General features: G+C 38.7%; 15 protein-coding genes and 1 tRNA gene. 13 read left to right on the top strand and 3 right to left on the bottom strand.

The window, feature by feature from the left end:
- Window positions 1-25: 25 nt before the first annotated feature.
- On the bottom strand, window positions 26-1,786 hold the full coding sequence (locus H5R88_RS01135; RefSeq protein WP_182600063.1) for a CocE/NonD family hydrolase: 1,761 nt from the start codon (window positions 1,784-1,786) through the stop codon (window positions 26-28).
- Between the two features lie 230 nt (window positions 1,787-2,016).
- Between H5R88_RS01135 and H5R88_RS01130 the strand changes: the two genes are divergently transcribed.
- The 3 genes from H5R88_RS01130 to H5R88_RS01120 all read left to right on the top strand — a co-directional run bounded on the left by H5R88_RS01130 (window position 2,017) and on the right by H5R88_RS01120 (window position 4,839).
- Window positions 2,017-2,898 (top strand): aldo/keto reductase, encoded by an 882-nt coding sequence (locus tag H5R88_RS01130; RefSeq protein WP_182600062.1) that lies wholly within the window; start codon window positions 2,017-2,019, stop codon window positions 2,896-2,898.
- A 131-nt stretch (window positions 2,899-3,029) separates the two neighbouring features.
- Window positions 3,030-3,683, top strand: coding sequence for a nitroreductase (locus H5R88_RS01125; RefSeq protein WP_182578412.1), 654 nt, complete (start codon window positions 3,030-3,032; stop codon window positions 3,681-3,683).
- A gap of 310 nt (window positions 3,684-3,993) precedes the next feature.
- Window positions 3,994-4,839 (top strand): peptidoglycan recognition protein family protein, encoded by an 846-nt coding sequence (locus H5R88_RS01120; RefSeq protein WP_231824810.1) that lies wholly within the window; start codon window positions 3,994-3,996, stop codon window positions 4,837-4,839.
- Window positions 4,840-4,982: 143 nt separating this feature from the next.
- On the opposite strand, the gene H5R88_RS01115 is transcribed toward H5R88_RS01120, so the two are convergent.
- Window positions 4,983-5,690: a Bax inhibitor-1/YccA family protein gene (locus tag H5R88_RS01115; protein ID WP_182578410.1), complete on the bottom strand. Its 708-nt coding sequence runs from the start codon at window positions 5,688-5,690 to the stop codon at window positions 4,983-4,985.
- Between the two features lie 154 nt (window positions 5,691-5,844).
- On the opposite strand from H5R88_RS01115, the gene H5R88_RS01110 reads away from it, so the two are divergent.
- The 6 genes from H5R88_RS01110 to H5R88_RS01085 all read left to right on the top strand — a co-directional run bounded on the left by H5R88_RS01110 (window position 5,845) and on the right by H5R88_RS01085 (window position 11,006).
- On the top strand, window positions 5,845-6,315 hold the full coding sequence (locus H5R88_RS01110) for a GNAT family N-acetyltransferase (RefSeq protein ID WP_231824809.1): 471 nt from the start codon (window positions 5,845-5,847) through the stop codon (window positions 6,313-6,315).
- Window positions 6,311-6,604: an MGMT family protein gene (locus H5R88_RS01105; protein WP_182578465.1), complete on the top strand. Its 294-nt coding sequence runs from the start codon at window positions 6,311-6,313 to the stop codon at window positions 6,602-6,604. The genes H5R88_RS01110 and H5R88_RS01105 overlap by 5 nt, the downstream gene beginning before the upstream one ends.
- Window positions 6,604-7,620, top strand: a complete 1,017-nt coding sequence (locus H5R88_RS01100) for a DUF3114 domain-containing protein (protein WP_372457355.1) — start codon at window positions 6,604-6,606, stop codon at window positions 7,618-7,620. Before H5R88_RS01105 ends, H5R88_RS01100 begins: the two co-directional genes overlap by 1 nt.
- Before the next feature lie 130 nt (window positions 7,621-7,750).
- Window positions 7,751-9,280, top strand: a complete 1,530-nt coding sequence (locus H5R88_RS01095; protein ID WP_182600061.1) for a glutamate--cysteine ligase — start codon at window positions 7,751-7,753, stop codon at window positions 9,278-9,280.
- Between the two features lie 222 nt (window positions 9,281-9,502).
- Entirely contained in the window at window positions 9,503-10,426 is a 924-nt protein-coding gene (locus tag H5R88_RS01090; protein WP_182578407.1) for a lactate/malate family dehydrogenase, read from the top strand.
- Between the two features lie 7 nt (window positions 10,427-10,433).
- A complete protein-coding gene (locus H5R88_RS01085) occupies window positions 10,434-11,006 on the top strand; it encodes an LOG family protein (RefSeq protein ID WP_182578406.1) in 573 nt (190 codons plus the stop codon).
- Between the two features lie 37 nt (window positions 11,007-11,043).
- Here H5R88_RS01085 and H5R88_RS01080 read toward each other — a convergent pair whose 3' ends face one another.
- Window positions 11,044-11,406, bottom strand: a complete 363-nt coding sequence (locus H5R88_RS01080; RefSeq protein WP_182578405.1) for a DUF4828 domain-containing protein — start codon at window positions 11,404-11,406, stop codon at window positions 11,044-11,046.
- A gap of 159 nt (window positions 11,407-11,565) precedes the next feature.
- On the opposite strand from H5R88_RS01080, the gene H5R88_RS01075 reads away from it, so the two are divergent.
- From H5R88_RS01075 to wecB, 4 genes are all read left to right on the top strand, one after another.
- Window positions 11,566-12,585: a Gfo/Idh/MocA family protein gene (locus H5R88_RS01075; RefSeq protein WP_182578404.1), complete on the top strand. Its 1,020-nt coding sequence runs from the start codon at window positions 11,566-11,568 to the stop codon at window positions 12,583-12,585.
- Between the two features lie 11 nt (window positions 12,586-12,596).
- Entirely contained in the window at window positions 12,597-13,898 is a 1,302-nt protein-coding gene (locus H5R88_RS01070; protein ID WP_182600060.1) for a DEAD/DEAH box helicase, read from the top strand.
- 59 nt (window positions 13,899-13,957) lie between these two features.
- Window positions 13,958-14,030: transfer RNA gene (locus H5R88_RS01065), tRNA-Arg, on the top strand.
- An 82-nt stretch (window positions 14,031-14,112) separates the two neighbouring features.
- The gene (gene wecB / locus H5R88_RS01060; protein ID WP_182578402.1) at window positions 14,113-15,234 is read left to right on the top strand and encodes a non-hydrolyzing UDP-N-acetylglucosamine 2-epimerase; all 1,122 of its coding nucleotides are present in this window, start codon (window positions 14,113-14,115) and stop codon (window positions 15,232-15,234) included.
- The last annotated feature ends 106 nt before the right edge of the window (window positions 15,235-15,340 follow it).

Below are 15,340 nucleotides of genomic sequence, written 5' to 3'. Positions count from 1 at the left end.
AATTATAGTACAATTTTTTAGTCATTTATTGTATAAGTGGTAATTGAAGATAAGAGGCCCATTTACCACCGGTATGAAGAATATGAGTTCCTTTATTATCAGGAGTGCATCCTGGGGTACCTGGCATAATAGAGCCAAGTTCATCTTTGGTACTAATAACGATTCGAAGAGTTTCGCCAGGATAGTAACGTAAACCGAGAGGACTTAGAACAATGTCCAAAGGAACAATTTCATTTGGGCTGAGTTTTTCTGTTCGGTCAAAGGAGTAGGCCGGAATCTCATCTGTACTTAATTTTTCATCTAAGTGACGGCGAGAAGCACGTAAGCGACCCCAAGAACCTTTGTAACGTAAGGTAGATGCTCCATCTTGTGTAAAGTCTTGGAGAGCTGCACCATGATTTGGTACTACAAATTCGCTGAGGACATTCCCTCGTGCATCAAGCTTTTGTACCCATACAAAGACGTCCATATCATCGTAGTCTTTTACTTCCATGAAAAGTTTTGCCTTTGGATAGCCAACAAATGTGGTTTCTTTATCAAAAGTCATTTGGAAGGAAACACGTCCTGGAAGCCCATCGGTAGGGATAGCAATTGGTTGGTCTTCGAGAGCAGCTTTTCCTGATAAGGTCCTACTTCGGGCATCAAAGTAGTATTTTTTTAGATGACTATTTTGGGGAGGAAAAGTTTTAGCAGGGATGTCTGTTTCATTGTGACCTTCTAAATCAATTACGGTGTATTGGACAGCAGGTGTCTCGTCCCAGCCATTATCCTTTTTGTTCAGGAGATAGTAATCAAAGAAAAGCCGTAGTTTTTCACGATTGGCTTCGTCGTAATAAAATGGCCATTCTTGGCGATCATGGATCCGTAACCATTTTTCTTTAGAACCTAACATTCGCCAAGCACGGAAGGTTCCCATTGTATGAAGGGTGTTAGAATAGCTAGCAATCACATAAGCAGGGACAGTGATATTTTGGGCCTTAGCGATTTTATCTTGCCAAATAGGAGCATCAGCATTAGGATAAGAATCCATTTCGAGTGTCATATCTTCTCGTTTAGCACCAGTAGCACTGACGTGATTTACCTGAAGACGATTAATAAAGTTTTTGTCTGGAATTCCTCCAACAAAAGCCAGGTCACGGTAAGCGTCTGATAATCCTTCGGTTGGATTAATACAGGTTAAGTGTGGTGGTTGTTCCGCTGCAATAAACCATTGGGACCAGGTTAGATAAGATGTACCAGTTAAGGCTGTTTTACCATTTGACCAGTCCTGACTAGCAATCCATTCAATTAAGTCGTAGCCATCTTGAGCCTCTTGGGAACCAAGCATAGTTGTATTACCATGGCTATGTGCAATACCACGCATATCAGGATTACAAACTGCATAGCCGTGTGAACACCAATAAGAAGGATCGGGTCCCTCAAATTTGGTCAGGCCAGAGCTCCACTGGTTGCCCATTCCCAGCATGTTAAAAAGATTTTTATAACGAGGGGCAGTTCCAGCACTTTTACCATATGGGCTCCAAGCAATAAGGGTGGGAACCTTAGTAGCATGTTCAGGAAGGAAGATATCCACATAGATAGTGACACCGTCTCGGAGAGTTACTGCCACATCCTTAAGCATTTTAATATCGCATTCTAAGGGTTTAAATCCTTCAGCAATAATCTCCCCTTTTTTAAGATGCATAGTTTGGGGGGCAAAGGGGCTTAAAACACCGTGCTCTTTTCCATCATCTATGTATTTAAATGCAGGACTAAAGCGCATGTCTTTGGTAATATCAACTGTCATAATCATACCTCTTTTCTTAATTGGTATTTATAGTATAAGGCAATGATTATTAGGTGACTAATATCCTTTTTGAACACCAGATCATTTACTTTCTCTCTTATTCATTTTTTGAATAGGAACTTTGGAAAAGCATTCTAATAGTTATTGAAGTGGACAACCATTACGGTAATAATTTGGAATTTGGTTGGTATCCGATTAAAATAAGAATGAATTAAGGACAGGAGGAATTAATGATGAATCTTGATAGTATTAACTCACCGGTGAAGTTAAATAATGGTTTGACGATCCCCGTTGTTGGCTATGGAACTTTTCGAACACCAGCTGATGTCACGGAACAAGCTGTTAGTAACGCATTGAAGGTAGGTTATCGGCATATTGATGCTTCGACGGATTATGGCAATGAACAAGCAGTGGGCCGTGCAATTCATCATTCAGGAATTGATCGTAAGGATTTATTTGTTACTAGTAAGTTACCCAATGACCAGCGGGGCTATGATTCAACAAAGAAAATGGTACAAAAAAGTTTGGATAACCTCGGGCTTGACTATTTGGATCTTTATCTAATTCATTGGCCGGCAACACCAGCCCACTATGGGGATCAGGCCGACCAAGTCAATGCTGATACTTGGCGGGCTTTAGAGGAACTGTACCACGCTGGCAAAGTTCGTTCGATCGGTGTTAGTAATTTTCTTCCCCATCATATGGAAACCTTACTAAAAACAGCAACGGTTGTACCGGCGGTGGACCAGATTGAAGTTCACCCTGGATGGCCCCAAGCAGACACGGTAAAATACCTCCAGAATCATCAGATAACAGTTGAGGCTTGGGGACCGCTTGGTGGGAAAGGCGCAACTGTTTTGACAAATTCAACCCTACAAGCAATTGGTGCTAAGTATGGTAAATCTAATGCTCAGGTGGCATTGCGCTGGATTCTTCAACAAGGGATTATCCCTCTAACAAAATCCGTTCATGAAGATCGGCTGCGACAAAATATGGATATTTTTGATTTCCAACTGACTACGGAAGAAATGACCACGATTAGTCAGCTACATGACTTAGGTGGCCAGTGTGCTGATCCAGATGCTTATGTTTTTTGGAAACCTGAAGATTAAGGTTGAAATTTACAGTTCTTAACATTTATATTTTAAATTTATGAAAGTGGAGAACAAATGTTAACGCCTTTGTTGTAAAATTAATTATGCTAGAATTTAACCCAAACCTAGCTAAAGGAGGTTTTAGGCCAATGAAAGTACAAGATGCAATCAATCAACGTCATTCAATTCGTCAATTCACGGATAAACCAGTTGAAAAAAAGATGATTACCAAAATTATTGAATTAGCGCAACGTGCTCCATCATGGGTAAATTCCCAACCTTGGCAAGTATATTGTGCAATGGGTAATACATTACAAAAAATTAAGAATACCTATCATCAACAAGATCTTGCGGGAAAAACAGGGAATTCAGATTTGCCGGTAATGAGTCGTGAAAAGTGGGCGCCCCAAGCTCAGGCTAATATGAGTCAATGGCGTCATGGAATTGTTCATCATTTTGCTAATTTTGATGAGGCTCATGAAAAGATGACAAATGCTAGCAATACTTTATATGATTCACCAGTCATTCTTTATATTACTATTCCTAAAGCCTCACCAGATTGGTCGATTTTCGATGCGGGCCTATTTGCAGAAAATATTATGTTGGCCGCTACTGCTGAAGGACTGGGGACGATCCCAACTTATAATAGTGTCCGTTTCCCAGCTCTTCTTCACCAAATCTTAGCTGTGCCAGAAGATGAACGTTTCATCGTGGGAATCTCACTTGGCTATCCAGCCGATACGACGATTAACAGTTATCACTCTGAGCGCCGCCCTGTAAATGAAATTTTACATTTTAACTAAAGAAAATGAACTTAATTATCTTGTAATTAAAGATACTGTTAAATGGCTAGGCGATTCTTTTAGTGAAAAAGTGAGGAATTATAATTTATCGCTATTAAGATGTGTTCAAAGTAAATAAAAATAATCCCAAGCTTTCGATATTGTTGGCAAGGGATTTTTTTAGTATTACTTATGAATAATTAGTTTTTTACAAATTTTAAGTTTATCAGCTACAATAATAACTATGACAAAAAGAAAAGCTAAAAAGAAAAAGCAAAATTTAATATATTTCTTATTTATTTTAATCGTAATAGCAGTTATCGGAGGAAATTTGTTTTCTTCTCATTATACAAAGGATGTTAGTAATTCATATGCTGTTAGTGAAACGGCCACTTTAAATAGTGGAGTAAAAGTATATGATTCACTTTCGACAATGCAACGCACTCACCTGCCTGAACAAGCATTAGTTAAGGTCAATCGTTACTATCTGACTGCTAATGATAACGATGATACTTATGCACGAATTAACTATAATGGGAAAAATTATTTTGTTCGGGCTACCAATATTGAATTAAAGATGAACAACGAAATCAATAATTACCTTGCTCAGTCTGGTCTTCCACACGCTAAAATTACTAAACAAATTTCACGTATATTTGAACGGCGGGGTTATAGTACTTCATCAGGAAAGCCGCGAGGGGTCGTAATTCATGATACTGGAAATGAAAATTCGACGATTACTAGTGAAGTCTCTTATATGAAGCAAAATTATAGTTCAACTAGGGTGTTTGTTCATACATTTATTGATAATCAACAAATTATTAATATTGCTGATATAAAATATATGGCTGAAGGGGCTGGCTCCTCTGCTAATCCATACTTTGTTCAGTTTGAAATGCCTCACGAATATACTGCCACTTCTTTTGCAAACCAACTTGGCAACGCCGCTTACTATACAGCCTATATCTTAAAAAAGAATAATTTGCCTGTCATCAAAGGAACAAAAGATGGCGGTGGAACTGTCTGGACACATGCAATGATTTCAAGTTATCTTGGTGGAACTGATCATCAAGACCCGATTTCTTATTGGTCAACATCGGCCCGTAAACTATTTGGAACAAGTTATAACATTAATGATTTTGTTGAATTAGTTCAGGCTTATTACAATCAAATGTAAATAAAAATCCTATTTTGTCTACTTATTCAGAAATGCTGGTGAAATTACTACCGGCCGTATTATGGATAACGAAATTGCTAATAGGGAGCGTTTTGATGGTAATTAGTGGATGTTTGTTTTAGTTTTTATACTTTGTGATATTTTCATCTTTCGTTATTTGATCCAAAGATGTCTAAGAAACTGACAAAGAGGTTAATAAAATCAAGATAAAGTTGTAATGCACCAAGGACGGCCAGACCATTGGAAGATACCTGCCCGTTACATTCGAGATAAATATTTTTCATTCGTTGAGCATCCCAAGCGGTTAATGCTGTAAAAATAATTATGGCAACTACTGAAAGGAGATAATTGATTAGTGGGCTTTGTACGAAAAAGTTGACTAGCATGGCAATGATCAACCCGATTAAAGCTGCACTAGCATAGGAACCAATTTTAGTAAAGTCACGGTGTGAAAAAGTTCCAATTATCGCCATCGTTAAAAAAACACCTGCTGATGATACAAAGGCCGTTGCAATATCGGTACCAGTATAAGCGCCTGCAATAAATGCAAAGGTAATCCCATAAACAATCGCCGTTAAAATTAATAGGAACAGGCAAAGACCAGGACTACGAGTAGCATTAAAACTAATCCCATATGTTAGAATAATCGGCAAAAGGATGATTAACCACATACCCCAGCGATTATTGATCATAAAAGCAGTAAATTGATGAGCAAAAACGTTCATCACGAGCCAAGAAGTTAATGCGGAAAGTAATACGGCAAGCGTCATTAAACCATACATCTTTGATAAAAATCTATTTTGCTCAGTAATATCGATAGTATTTTGACGGTTAGGTGAAAAATCATCCATGATAAAACACTCCATTCATAAACATACTGTTATCTTTATTATATTCCATAAATTTAATAATAAAATTATTTAGCAGGGAAATTACTCTCAATTGCCAGATTTTATTTGTGGACTTTCGTATAATAGATAATAAATAAAAATACAGGAGGAATAAATGATGCAGTGGTTTGATAAAGAATTTAATAGATTAACGGTTGGGGAGCTTTTTGCCATTCTTAAGTTACGAGCTGAGGTTTTTAATGGTGAGCAACAGAGTTCGTATCCTGATCCAGATGATAACGATCAGCATGCTCACCATGTTTTTGCAATTGATAATGGAAAAGTGATTGCTTATGCTCGCTATTTTAAGCAGAACGATGCTATAACTTTTGGACGCGTAGTTGTAGCTTCCCAGGCGCGAGGAATTGGGCTCGGAGGAAAGATTGTTGAACACTTATTAACAGGCATTGCCAATAATTTTCCGCACACTGAAATAGTTATTCATGCGCAAGCTTATGTTGAACAGTTTTACCAAAAATATGATTTCAAAGCAGTCGGTGATCATTTTATTGAAGCAGAACGTGAGCACGTGATGATGATCCATGAACCCTTAAAGAAAGAAGAGAGCGGTAATTACGGAAATTAATAAACAATTTATCCAAGCAGTATTTGCTATTGTCGATACAATTCCCCTTGGTCGGGTCGCAACATACGGGCAAATTGCCAGAATTATTGGTCATCCGAAAAATGCCCGCCTCGTTGGTAAGGTATTAGGAAAAGCAGATAAGAAACATCCATGTCATCGAGTTGTAACAAGTACCGGTCGATTGGTCCCTGGTTGGCTTGATCAACGCCCAATGTTATTAGCAGAAGGGATCCCTTTTAGAGATGAGGATCATGTCGATATTAAACGATGCTTATGGCAGAAAAATTAATGAAAACAAAACTAATTGGGTCGATTGATTACGTACGGGCGTTAAAGCAAAGTAGTCTTAGTGCCCACGAACAGCTCAATTTAATTATTAATCACCACTTGCAAGCATATATTGATAAATATGGCTTCCTTCAATTGCCGCCAACCGCATATCAATTTTCACCCCAGTTAGCACCTGTCAGTTTCTTTTATCCTTATTTTCGCGATTTAGTCGTAACAGCCTATTCAGGGGATGAAGGGTTAAGGGCTGATTTGTTAGGGCAAAAAATTCATTTATTTCGTAGCTATCTTGATTGGCAAAATCTTGCCTTTATTCGTCGCTATCAAAGTCCAATGCTTTTACCAGGAGCAACGGATTTTCAGCGATTACTTGCTTATGCCCATGACAATCATCTCAAGCTCGACTTTAAAACGGGGGCCAATTATCATAATCGTTATCATGACGCGTTTACTTATCCCCGTAATATGAAAGTTCAACTGCTCCGGAATTCATATCGTTGGCATGCCAATTCAGCACGGATGATTGAATTTATTGTTAATATTGATCAAGGCCATTTTGTTAGTCAATGGAATGTTTATCGCTTTGCTGGCCAAGGGATGATTGATACTGATCCTAGTCATTATTCTAGCGATCAATTACGACAAATTGCTGATACAGAATCTTTTAATTATGGCATTCCATATGGAGAATATTATGTACTTGGTAAATATCAACACACTCATCAACGCCTTGATATTAGGCAACCGGCCGATAGTCAGTTGCGCCGGGATGCTAAAAAATATTGGCAGGCGCCCCGTGATTATGATGATGGTGGTAATTATGTTGATTTAATAAAAAATGCGCAAGATGTTTTAGCATGGCGTGGTGTCCCTGAGATACAACGAATAAAAATTTATGTTGATTATGTTACTTCATTAAAAGCACATCACTATAAAAATAAAGGAATTAATCATTTTTTTGCTAAGACTAAAGAGTATCAGCAATTTTATGTTCCCTGGTGGCGGAGATTATTATAATTAATGGACAAAAGATTTAATCTATATTGAAGTGATTATCCAATAAAATAATCAAGTAATTATTGTCTATTATGTTTCAAAAGTGTTATGGTTGAATTTGAATAAAATGATTGATTGGAGGGATTCTTGGATGGGAACCGATTATGATCAACTTAAAGCAGCTTTAAAAGAACCGTCATTAAATGCCAAACTTTTTTCTTCACAGTTTGGTTTAGAGGTAAAGAAGCACCGAATCTTGACCAATGGGCGGGCAAGTCGTTATCCATATCCTGAAGATCTGCGTTCACGGCAATATAATATTTATTTGAATTCAGGGTATACGGATGACATGATGGACTTTGAAACGGATCCGGTTGTTGGGGCTAAGAATGCAGTCCGGCAATTAAAAATGTTGGAGCAAATTGTCATCTCACATTTAAGAAGTGACGAACGCTTATGGCCCTTGAGTATGGCGCCAGGACCGATTTATCAACATGACCTGGAATATCTACAAACTGCTTTTACAAAAACATGGGATCAACAAACTCATGATTATCTTGGTAAAAAATATGGGATTGTCCAAGAGATCTTAGGAGATGTTCATGTTAATTTCAGCTTGGATGGTGAATTGATTAATGAGCTTTATCACCGTTTTTATGCAGATCAGTTTCCAAATCGCATTGATTTTCAAAATCATCTCTACTTCAAGTTGGCACAAAAGTTCTATTTGTATCAATGGTTATTTACCTATTTATATGGGGCCAGTCCAATTTCAAAGGATATGCCCAACAGCGTTCCTGATGATTTGCAATTACCAGTAAGGAGTTTGCGGTGCAGTGATTACGGGGATGACAACTTAGTCAATGAGCAGGTTACCTACGCTTCTTATGATCAGCATTTTGCGGAACTAAAACACTTCATTGATAATGGGACCTACTATAGTATGAAGGAATTTTTCGGCCCAATACGATTGCGACGGCATAATCATGATATCCATGATATTGATGGAGCCTTACATGAAGGAATTGATTATCTTGAATTTCGTAATTTTGACCTCGATCCGTTATCACGAACAGGGATTAGTGATGATACAATTAACTTCCTTGAATTAATGCTGTTAAATAGTATTCTTACACCGTTACCTGATAACTTAGAGAAACGGTTAACAGAAGCAAAAAAGCGGAACAATGAAGTAGCCTTACAAAAACCTAAGGAACAATTACCATGGATGCACGAAGAGGCAATGCAATTAATTGCCGAGTTGCAAAACTTTATTGTTGAGTTTAATGCTCCACGGGAATACCAGCTTGCCTTAAAGTTTGTTCAACGACGGGTGGATGATCCTTCGTTAACTCTTAGCGGTCAGTTAGCGGACCAGCTTGAAAATGGTGATTTATTATCATTTGGGTTGAAGATTGCTAATGATCGTTATACAAAAAATATTAATTTCCATCATCCTTTGCAAGCAATTAGCGATGTTTACTCAGATGATGTACAACAATTAGTTAAGGCAGCAATTGAATTAGGAGTTCAAGTAGATTTACAACCAACGCAAGTAGTATTACACGTGGGGGACCACCAAGAAAGTTATAATGCTCAAGCAACTTTTGACCTTTCAAAGGGCGCCCGTGATGTAATTTTTAGTAATTTTCCAGAGGCTCGGAATTTTCAGGAAAAGTAAAATAGAGAGTGGAAAATAACCTTCGCGACAAGGCGGTGAGCTAAGCTAGTTCCACGTTATCCTGCTATTATTCGTGAAAATAGTTGAGGCTGAGAGAAAACGAAAGTTTTTTCCCAGCCTCCTATATTTTTTAGAGTAGGGGTAACGTATAGAACAATTGTCTTGCTGTGAAGTTGTTTATTAGGTTCGTTATTTCCCGGGAAATAGAAAGAAGAACTAAAAATGAGAAAGATTGGAATTATTGGTTTAGGGCATGTTGGTGAAATGTTAGCCAACCAACTAGTAATGAATGGGAAAGTTGATGAATTGGTTTTAATTGACGAAAAAGATCAACTAGCAATTGCTATTCAAGCGGACTTAAACGATGCCCAAACAGTTTTGGCGACTCATACAAAAATAATTATTCAAGATTACGCAGCCTTGGTCGATGCAGATATTCTTATTACGGCCTTTGGAAAGAGTGCCTTGATGAAGCAACAACCAATGGCCGAGTTGGGGACTAATTATCACCAGGCCTTACAAGTTGGCAATAAGATTTTTAAAAGTGATTTTAGTGGGATCCTTATTAACCTTACTAATCCCAATGAAGCAATTACCGCTGTTCTCCAGCAACAGGTTGGTTTACCGCAAAAGCAAGTAATTGGAATTGGTACGGTGGTTGAAACTGCTCGTCTTTATCACGCAATTGCAGACGCCGCCAATGTAGCTGCTGCAAATGTAACGGGCTTTGTCTATGGACAACATGATGGTCATCAAGTATTTGCCTGGTCAACGGTTCGGGTTAATGGTCAACCCTTAACGGCAGCCATCAATGGTCACCACTTAGACCAGAGTCAGCTTAAAATTAAGGCAAATCTTAGTAATTGGTATACCCTCGATGGATTAGGTTATAATGTTAGTGCTGTTACTGCCTGGACCTTACGAATTATTACGGCAATTTTTGCGGATGAGCAATTAGCGTTGCCAGTTGCAATTTATCAGCCACAGTATGCAACTTATATCAGCTTTCCAGCGTTAATTGGTCGGCAAGGAATTGGTAATCTTCTTCTCTTAAAGCTTTATCCTTTAGAAGAAGAAGAGATCAAGAGTGCGGCAACAACAATTAAGCATCAATTGGATTCTCTAAAAAATATTAAAGGGGAGTAGTAGGTATATGATTAAACGAATTGCAGTATATTGTGGTGCGCGTGATGGCAATGACCCTTCATTTAATCATGAAGCGCAACGATTGGGTGAATGGTTGGTCCAACACGATATTGAATTAGTTTATGGTGCTGGCGCGTTTGGCTTGATGGGAACACTTGCCCGGACAGTTTTACGAAACGGGGGTGTTGTTCACGGGGTAATTACTACTGAACTAGCTGAGCGTGGCGCAATATATAAAGATTTACCGGATGTAAGAGTCGTTCCTAATATGGATGTCCGCAAGCAAACGATGATGAACCTTGCAGATGGCCTATTGGCGTTTCCCGGTGGCCTCGGGACGCTCGAAGAAATTAGTGAAGCTGCTTCGTGGACAACGATTGGGGACAATAAAAAGCCTGTTGCATTTTATAATTTTAATGGTTTCTATACTCCGTTGAATGAGCTCTTTAGGCGGATGAATAAGGCCGGCTTTATTGAAGATCCCTATTTAAATAGCATTTGCTTTAGTGACCAGTTTGATCAGATATTAGCATTTATGCAAAACTACAAGGCACCAGCACATCGTCAATATACTAAATAAATTTAAAAATAAAAAATGCTGATACATAGTGCCAGCATTACTTTATAGGTTGAATGGTATAAACTTGGTCATCAGCTTCGTCAATAAGTGAAACGGGCCGTTGTTCATTTGCTCGAATAGTAATATGATAACCAAACCGATCAAGGAAAACTAACTTATCAGGCTTGATTTGTTGAACCGTTGCCGGAATAATTTGGTTATCGATACCGAGCTTTAATTCAGGAGAGATTGTTATTTTATGAGAGCGATCTCGTTCTTTATCATAATATTGCCATGTGCCAGCATAAAAGATAGGTAACGAGATTGTATTATTGCTTTTCTTTGCACGACTGAACCCTAAAGTACTAGTGAGTCCAGCCATTAGTCCCGCGCCGAAAAGTAACATTCCTTTTTTCCTCATATTTTATCAGTCTCCTCAATTAAGTGATAAGTCATTTTATAATATAACTAATTATACACACATTTCTATTATCAGAAGATTTCATTTCTGTTAAAAACACGCAATAATTGTTAAAATTAGATGTAGCCAAAGAATAATTGAAAAGGAAGAGTTGATTTTATGCTAAAACTTGGTGTTATTGGAACCCATATTATTACTGATCAAATGTTAGATGCCGCAAAAACAACTGGTAAGTATAAGTTGACGGCGGTTTACTCACGAACCATAGAACGAGCCGAAGAATTTGGAAAGCCTTATGGAGCAACTGAATTTTACGATGACCTAGACCGTTTCTTTGAAGATGGTGACTTTGAGGTGGTGTATGTTGCATCACCAAACAGTTTGCACTATCAACAAGTACGAAAGGCAATTGAAAATGATAAATTTATCATTGTTGAAAAGCCGGCATTTGTTAACCCAAACGAATACAGTGCAATTGAGTCCTTACTTGCTGCGCATCCTAAAGCACGGTTGGTCGAAGCTGCTCGTCATATCCACACCAAGATTTATCAAGCGGCTTTAAAGAAAGTTGACGAAATGAAAGAACATTATGTTCAAGGCGCTACTTTAACGGTAATGAAATACTCATCACGTTATGATAAGGTTCTTGATGGTGAGAAACCATATCCTAACATTTTTACCCTTAAGTATGCTGGTGGAGCCTTAATGGACCTCGGTGTTTATGCTGTTTATGGCGCTGTTACTATTTACGGTGAGCCAGATTCAGTAGTTTACTTCCCAACACTTGCAAAGACTGGTGTGGATGCAAAAGGTGTTGCAATCTTAAACTATGATAAATTTACAGTTACATTAAACTTTGGTAAGACCGCTAACTCGCACTTATACTCAGAAGTTTACGGGCTAAAGGATACATTAGTATTTGATAGTATTTTTGATACTACCAAAGTAACATATTATGATGCTGACCAAAATGCACACCCAATTGAAGCACCAGTTGAAGAAAATTCAATGACTGATGAAATGAATGATTTCGCAGACCTCTTTAACAATCCTGATGATGAAGAGGAAATGAAGAAGTACAAGCATTGGTTAGAATTATCTAAGACGGTCAACTCAGTTATGTACTCCCTTCGTCAATCTGCGCAACTAGTTTTCCCATCTGATAACGATCAAGAATAGGATGATTTAATTTGATCGAACAATTTCAAAAACACTTTGATGAAAAATACAAGCAGCCCACAGCAATCCAAGAAGCAGTTGCGCCGGTATTAAAAACTGACCAATCTGTCCTTGGAATAGCACCGACTGGCTCTGGTAAGACCCTTGCTTTTACGTTGTCACTCTTGCCGAAGATTATGCCAGGCGAGGGAACTCAATTATTGGTTCTCGCACCTTCACAAGAGTTGGCAATTCAAACAACGAAGGTAATCCGTGAATGGGCAACTTTAATTGGTGTTAGCGTCCAATCACTGACAGGAGGGGCAAATTTACGGCGACAAGTTATGAATTTGCACCAACATCCTGATGTCGTGGTAGGGACACCTGGACGGGTACTTCATATGCTTGATAACCACCACTTAAAGCTCGGCCATCTAATGACAATGGTTATTGATGAGGCTGATGACATGCTTCAAGATGATACTTTAGCTGTCGTAGAAGATATTGAGCGTGCAACCCCATTATCTACTCAATTAGCATTCTTCTCTGCTACTAAATCTCCTGTTCTGGATGAATTGAATGTGATGTTTGGTCGCGATATTGAAACTATTGATGTTCGTGATGAGGATACTTCTCAAGGACCAGTGGAACACGGTTACCTAAGTGCACGGACTAATGCGCAGAAAACAGCAACTTTACGCCGGCTGACGAGTATTAAAGATTTTCGGGCACTGGTCTTCTTTAATAGTACCCGTACCCTGAACTACGCTGCAAGTCGGTTGCGGCACGAACATGTTCCGGTAAGTACTTTGGGTGGTAGACAGAAGCAAGTACAACGTGAAAAAGCGATGCGGATGTTTAGAAAGCGGCAAATTAAGTTATTGCTGACAACGGATTTAGCGGCCCGGGGTATTGATATTCCTAAACTGCCAGCTGTTATTAACTTTGATTTACCAACAGCGCTCAATACCTATATTCATCGGGTTGGTCGTACTGGGCGACAAGGAGAGCCAGGGCTAGCACTTAGTTTAGGTGATGATCATGATATTCGTGACCTTAAGAAACTGCTTGCTGATAGTGATTATGAAATAACTAAGCTCTACATTGGTGATAATAAATTAACCAACCAGAAACCGAAAGAAGGTCAACGGGTGGTTTCAATTAAAAAGCAGGCTAGTCGCCACTTACAAAAAGAACAATTAAGTGGGGAAACTCATAAAAAGATGAATCAAACCTTCAGTGGATTCTCTACGCCAAAGAAACGGCGAAAGAAAAAGAATCGCAAAAATAAAGGAATTCGTTTGAAGCATCGGCGTAAAAACAACGAAAATTAAAAAAGAATAATTATCGTCTTTACGAAACCCGTTGTAAATGCGATAATATTCTTTAGTTTGGTCCTATAGTATAATTGGATAGTACATCCGCCTCCTAAGCGGTCGATTCCGGTTCAAATCCGGATGGGACCATTTGATAATGCACTGTCGACGTGATTGCTTTGTTTAGTGATTGCGTCTTTTTTATTAATAAACTGAAGGGAGCGCATCATTAATGCAGCCACCATATAAGATTATGTTTTTGTTTGGTACACGGGCTGAGGTTTTGAAGCTGGCGACGATTATTAGATTAATGCAACGAAATCCAGCAAACTGGCAACCAGTCCTTGTTGCAACGGGAAATTCCCAATTATTAAACGACACGTTGGCATATCTGGATTTTCAAATTGATTTCAGTGTTGATTCATCGAACGTAACAAGCATAAATGAAGTTGAACTATTGAGCCAACTGTTGCATAACTTAAATAATGTAATTAATGCTGGACAACCAGATATGATCCTTGTTGCTGGTGATGCGACCACAAGTTTGGCTGCCAGTTTGATTAGTTTTTATCATCATATTTCACTTGGCCATGTCGAAGCGGGGTTACGTACTTATGAACAGTATTCGCCATTCCCTGATGAAATGCATCGTCGTCTTACAGATAATTTAGCCGATCTTTACTTTGCGCCGACGACCAGTGCCCGCGATAATTTATTGCAAGAGCACCATCCGGCAAAACGAATCTACGTTACTGGAAATACTTCAATTGATAGCGTGAAACATAATTTACAAGAAGATTTTACGCATCCTTTACTACAGTCTATCTCAGCAGACCATCGGATTTTATTAATGACAATGCGGCGCACAGATAACCTCGGTGCCCCCATGAAGCGTGTCTTTCATACAATGCGTGATATTGTGGAAACTAACAACAAGCTTGATTTGATATTCCCTGTCTATCCTCATCCAGAAGAAGAATCACTGGCTAATGATATTTTAGGAGATCATGACCGAATTCATCTTATTGCGCCATTAAATCACCATGATTTCTTAAACATTGCTGCCCGAAGTTCAATTTTGTTAACTGATTCAGGCGGTTTGCAGGAAGAAGCCCCAGCACTGCACCGGCCACTCTTGCTTTTACGTGATGAAACAGAACGTCAAGAAGCGGTCAGTCTGGGAGGCGTAAAAATTGTTGGGACTGATCCGACAACGATTCAACAAGCAGTTTTTGAATTGTTAAATGATGAAAAGAAGTATCGGCAGATGGAACAGGCGGAAGTACCGTTTGGGGATGGGCACGCGAGCGAAAAGATTCTTAAAATTGTTGAAAAATACTTATCACAACAATAAACAGGCCGGCAAATGACGTGTACCCCCAGAGTTGGAAATCAACTCTGGGGGTATTTTATATGACCAAAATTAGCGTTAAAACTAAACTTAAAGCTGTTGAAGAATA

Source organism: Limosilactobacillus agrestis (assembly GCF_014145585.1).
In the GTDB taxonomy this organism is placed as follows: Bacteria; Bacillota; Bacilli; order Lactobacillales; family Lactobacillaceae; genus Limosilactobacillus; species Limosilactobacillus agrestis.
Note: the sequence above shows the minus strand (reverse complement) of the source record. Positions and strands in the feature narration are given on the sequence as shown.

What these genes read in the sequence shown, in the direction of transcription:
- H5R88_RS01130 (WP_182600062.1), top strand. Translation starts at nt 2,017, where the DNA reads ATGATGAATCTTGATAGTATTAACTCACCGGTGAAGTTAAATAATGGT.
- H5R88_RS01125 (WP_182578412.1), top strand. Translation starts at nt 3,030, where the DNA reads ATGAAAGTACAAGATGCAATCAATCAACGTCATTCAATTCGTCAATTC.
- H5R88_RS01080 (WP_182578405.1), bottom strand. Translation starts at nt 11,406, where the DNA reads ATGAGGAAAAAAGGAATGTTACTTTTCGGCGCGGGACTAATGGCTGGA.
- H5R88_RS01115 (WP_182578410.1), bottom strand. Translation starts at nt 5,690, where the DNA reads ATGGATGATTTTTCACCTAACCGTCAAAATACTATCGATATTACTGAG.
- H5R88_RS01095 (WP_182600061.1), top strand. Translation starts at nt 7,751, where the DNA reads ATGGGAACCGATTATGATCAACTTAAAGCAGCTTTAAAAGAACCGTCA.
- H5R88_RS01090 (WP_182578407.1), top strand. Translation starts at nt 9,503, where the DNA reads ATGAGAAAGATTGGAATTATTGGTTTAGGGCATGTTGGTGAAATGTTA.
- wecB (WP_182578402.1), top strand. Translation starts at nt 14,113, where the DNA reads ATGCAGCCACCATATAAGATTATGTTTTTGTTTGGTACACGGGCTGAG.
- H5R88_RS01135 (WP_182600063.1), bottom strand. Translation starts at nt 1,786, where the DNA reads ATGACAGTTGATATTACCAAAGACATGCGCTTTAGTCCTGCATTTAAA.
- H5R88_RS01075 (WP_182578404.1), top strand. Translation starts at nt 11,566, where the DNA reads ATGCTAAAACTTGGTGTTATTGGAACCCATATTATTACTGATCAAATG.
- H5R88_RS01085 (WP_182578406.1), top strand. Translation starts at nt 10,434, where the DNA reads ATGATTAAACGAATTGCAGTATATTGTGGTGCGCGTGATGGCAATGAC.
- H5R88_RS01110 (WP_231824809.1), top strand. Translation starts at nt 5,845, where the DNA reads ATGATGCAGTGGTTTGATAAAGAATTTAATAGATTAACGGTTGGGGAG.
- H5R88_RS01100 (WP_372457355.1), top strand. Translation starts at nt 6,604, where the DNA reads ATGAAAACAAAACTAATTGGGTCGATTGATTACGTACGGGCGTTAAAG.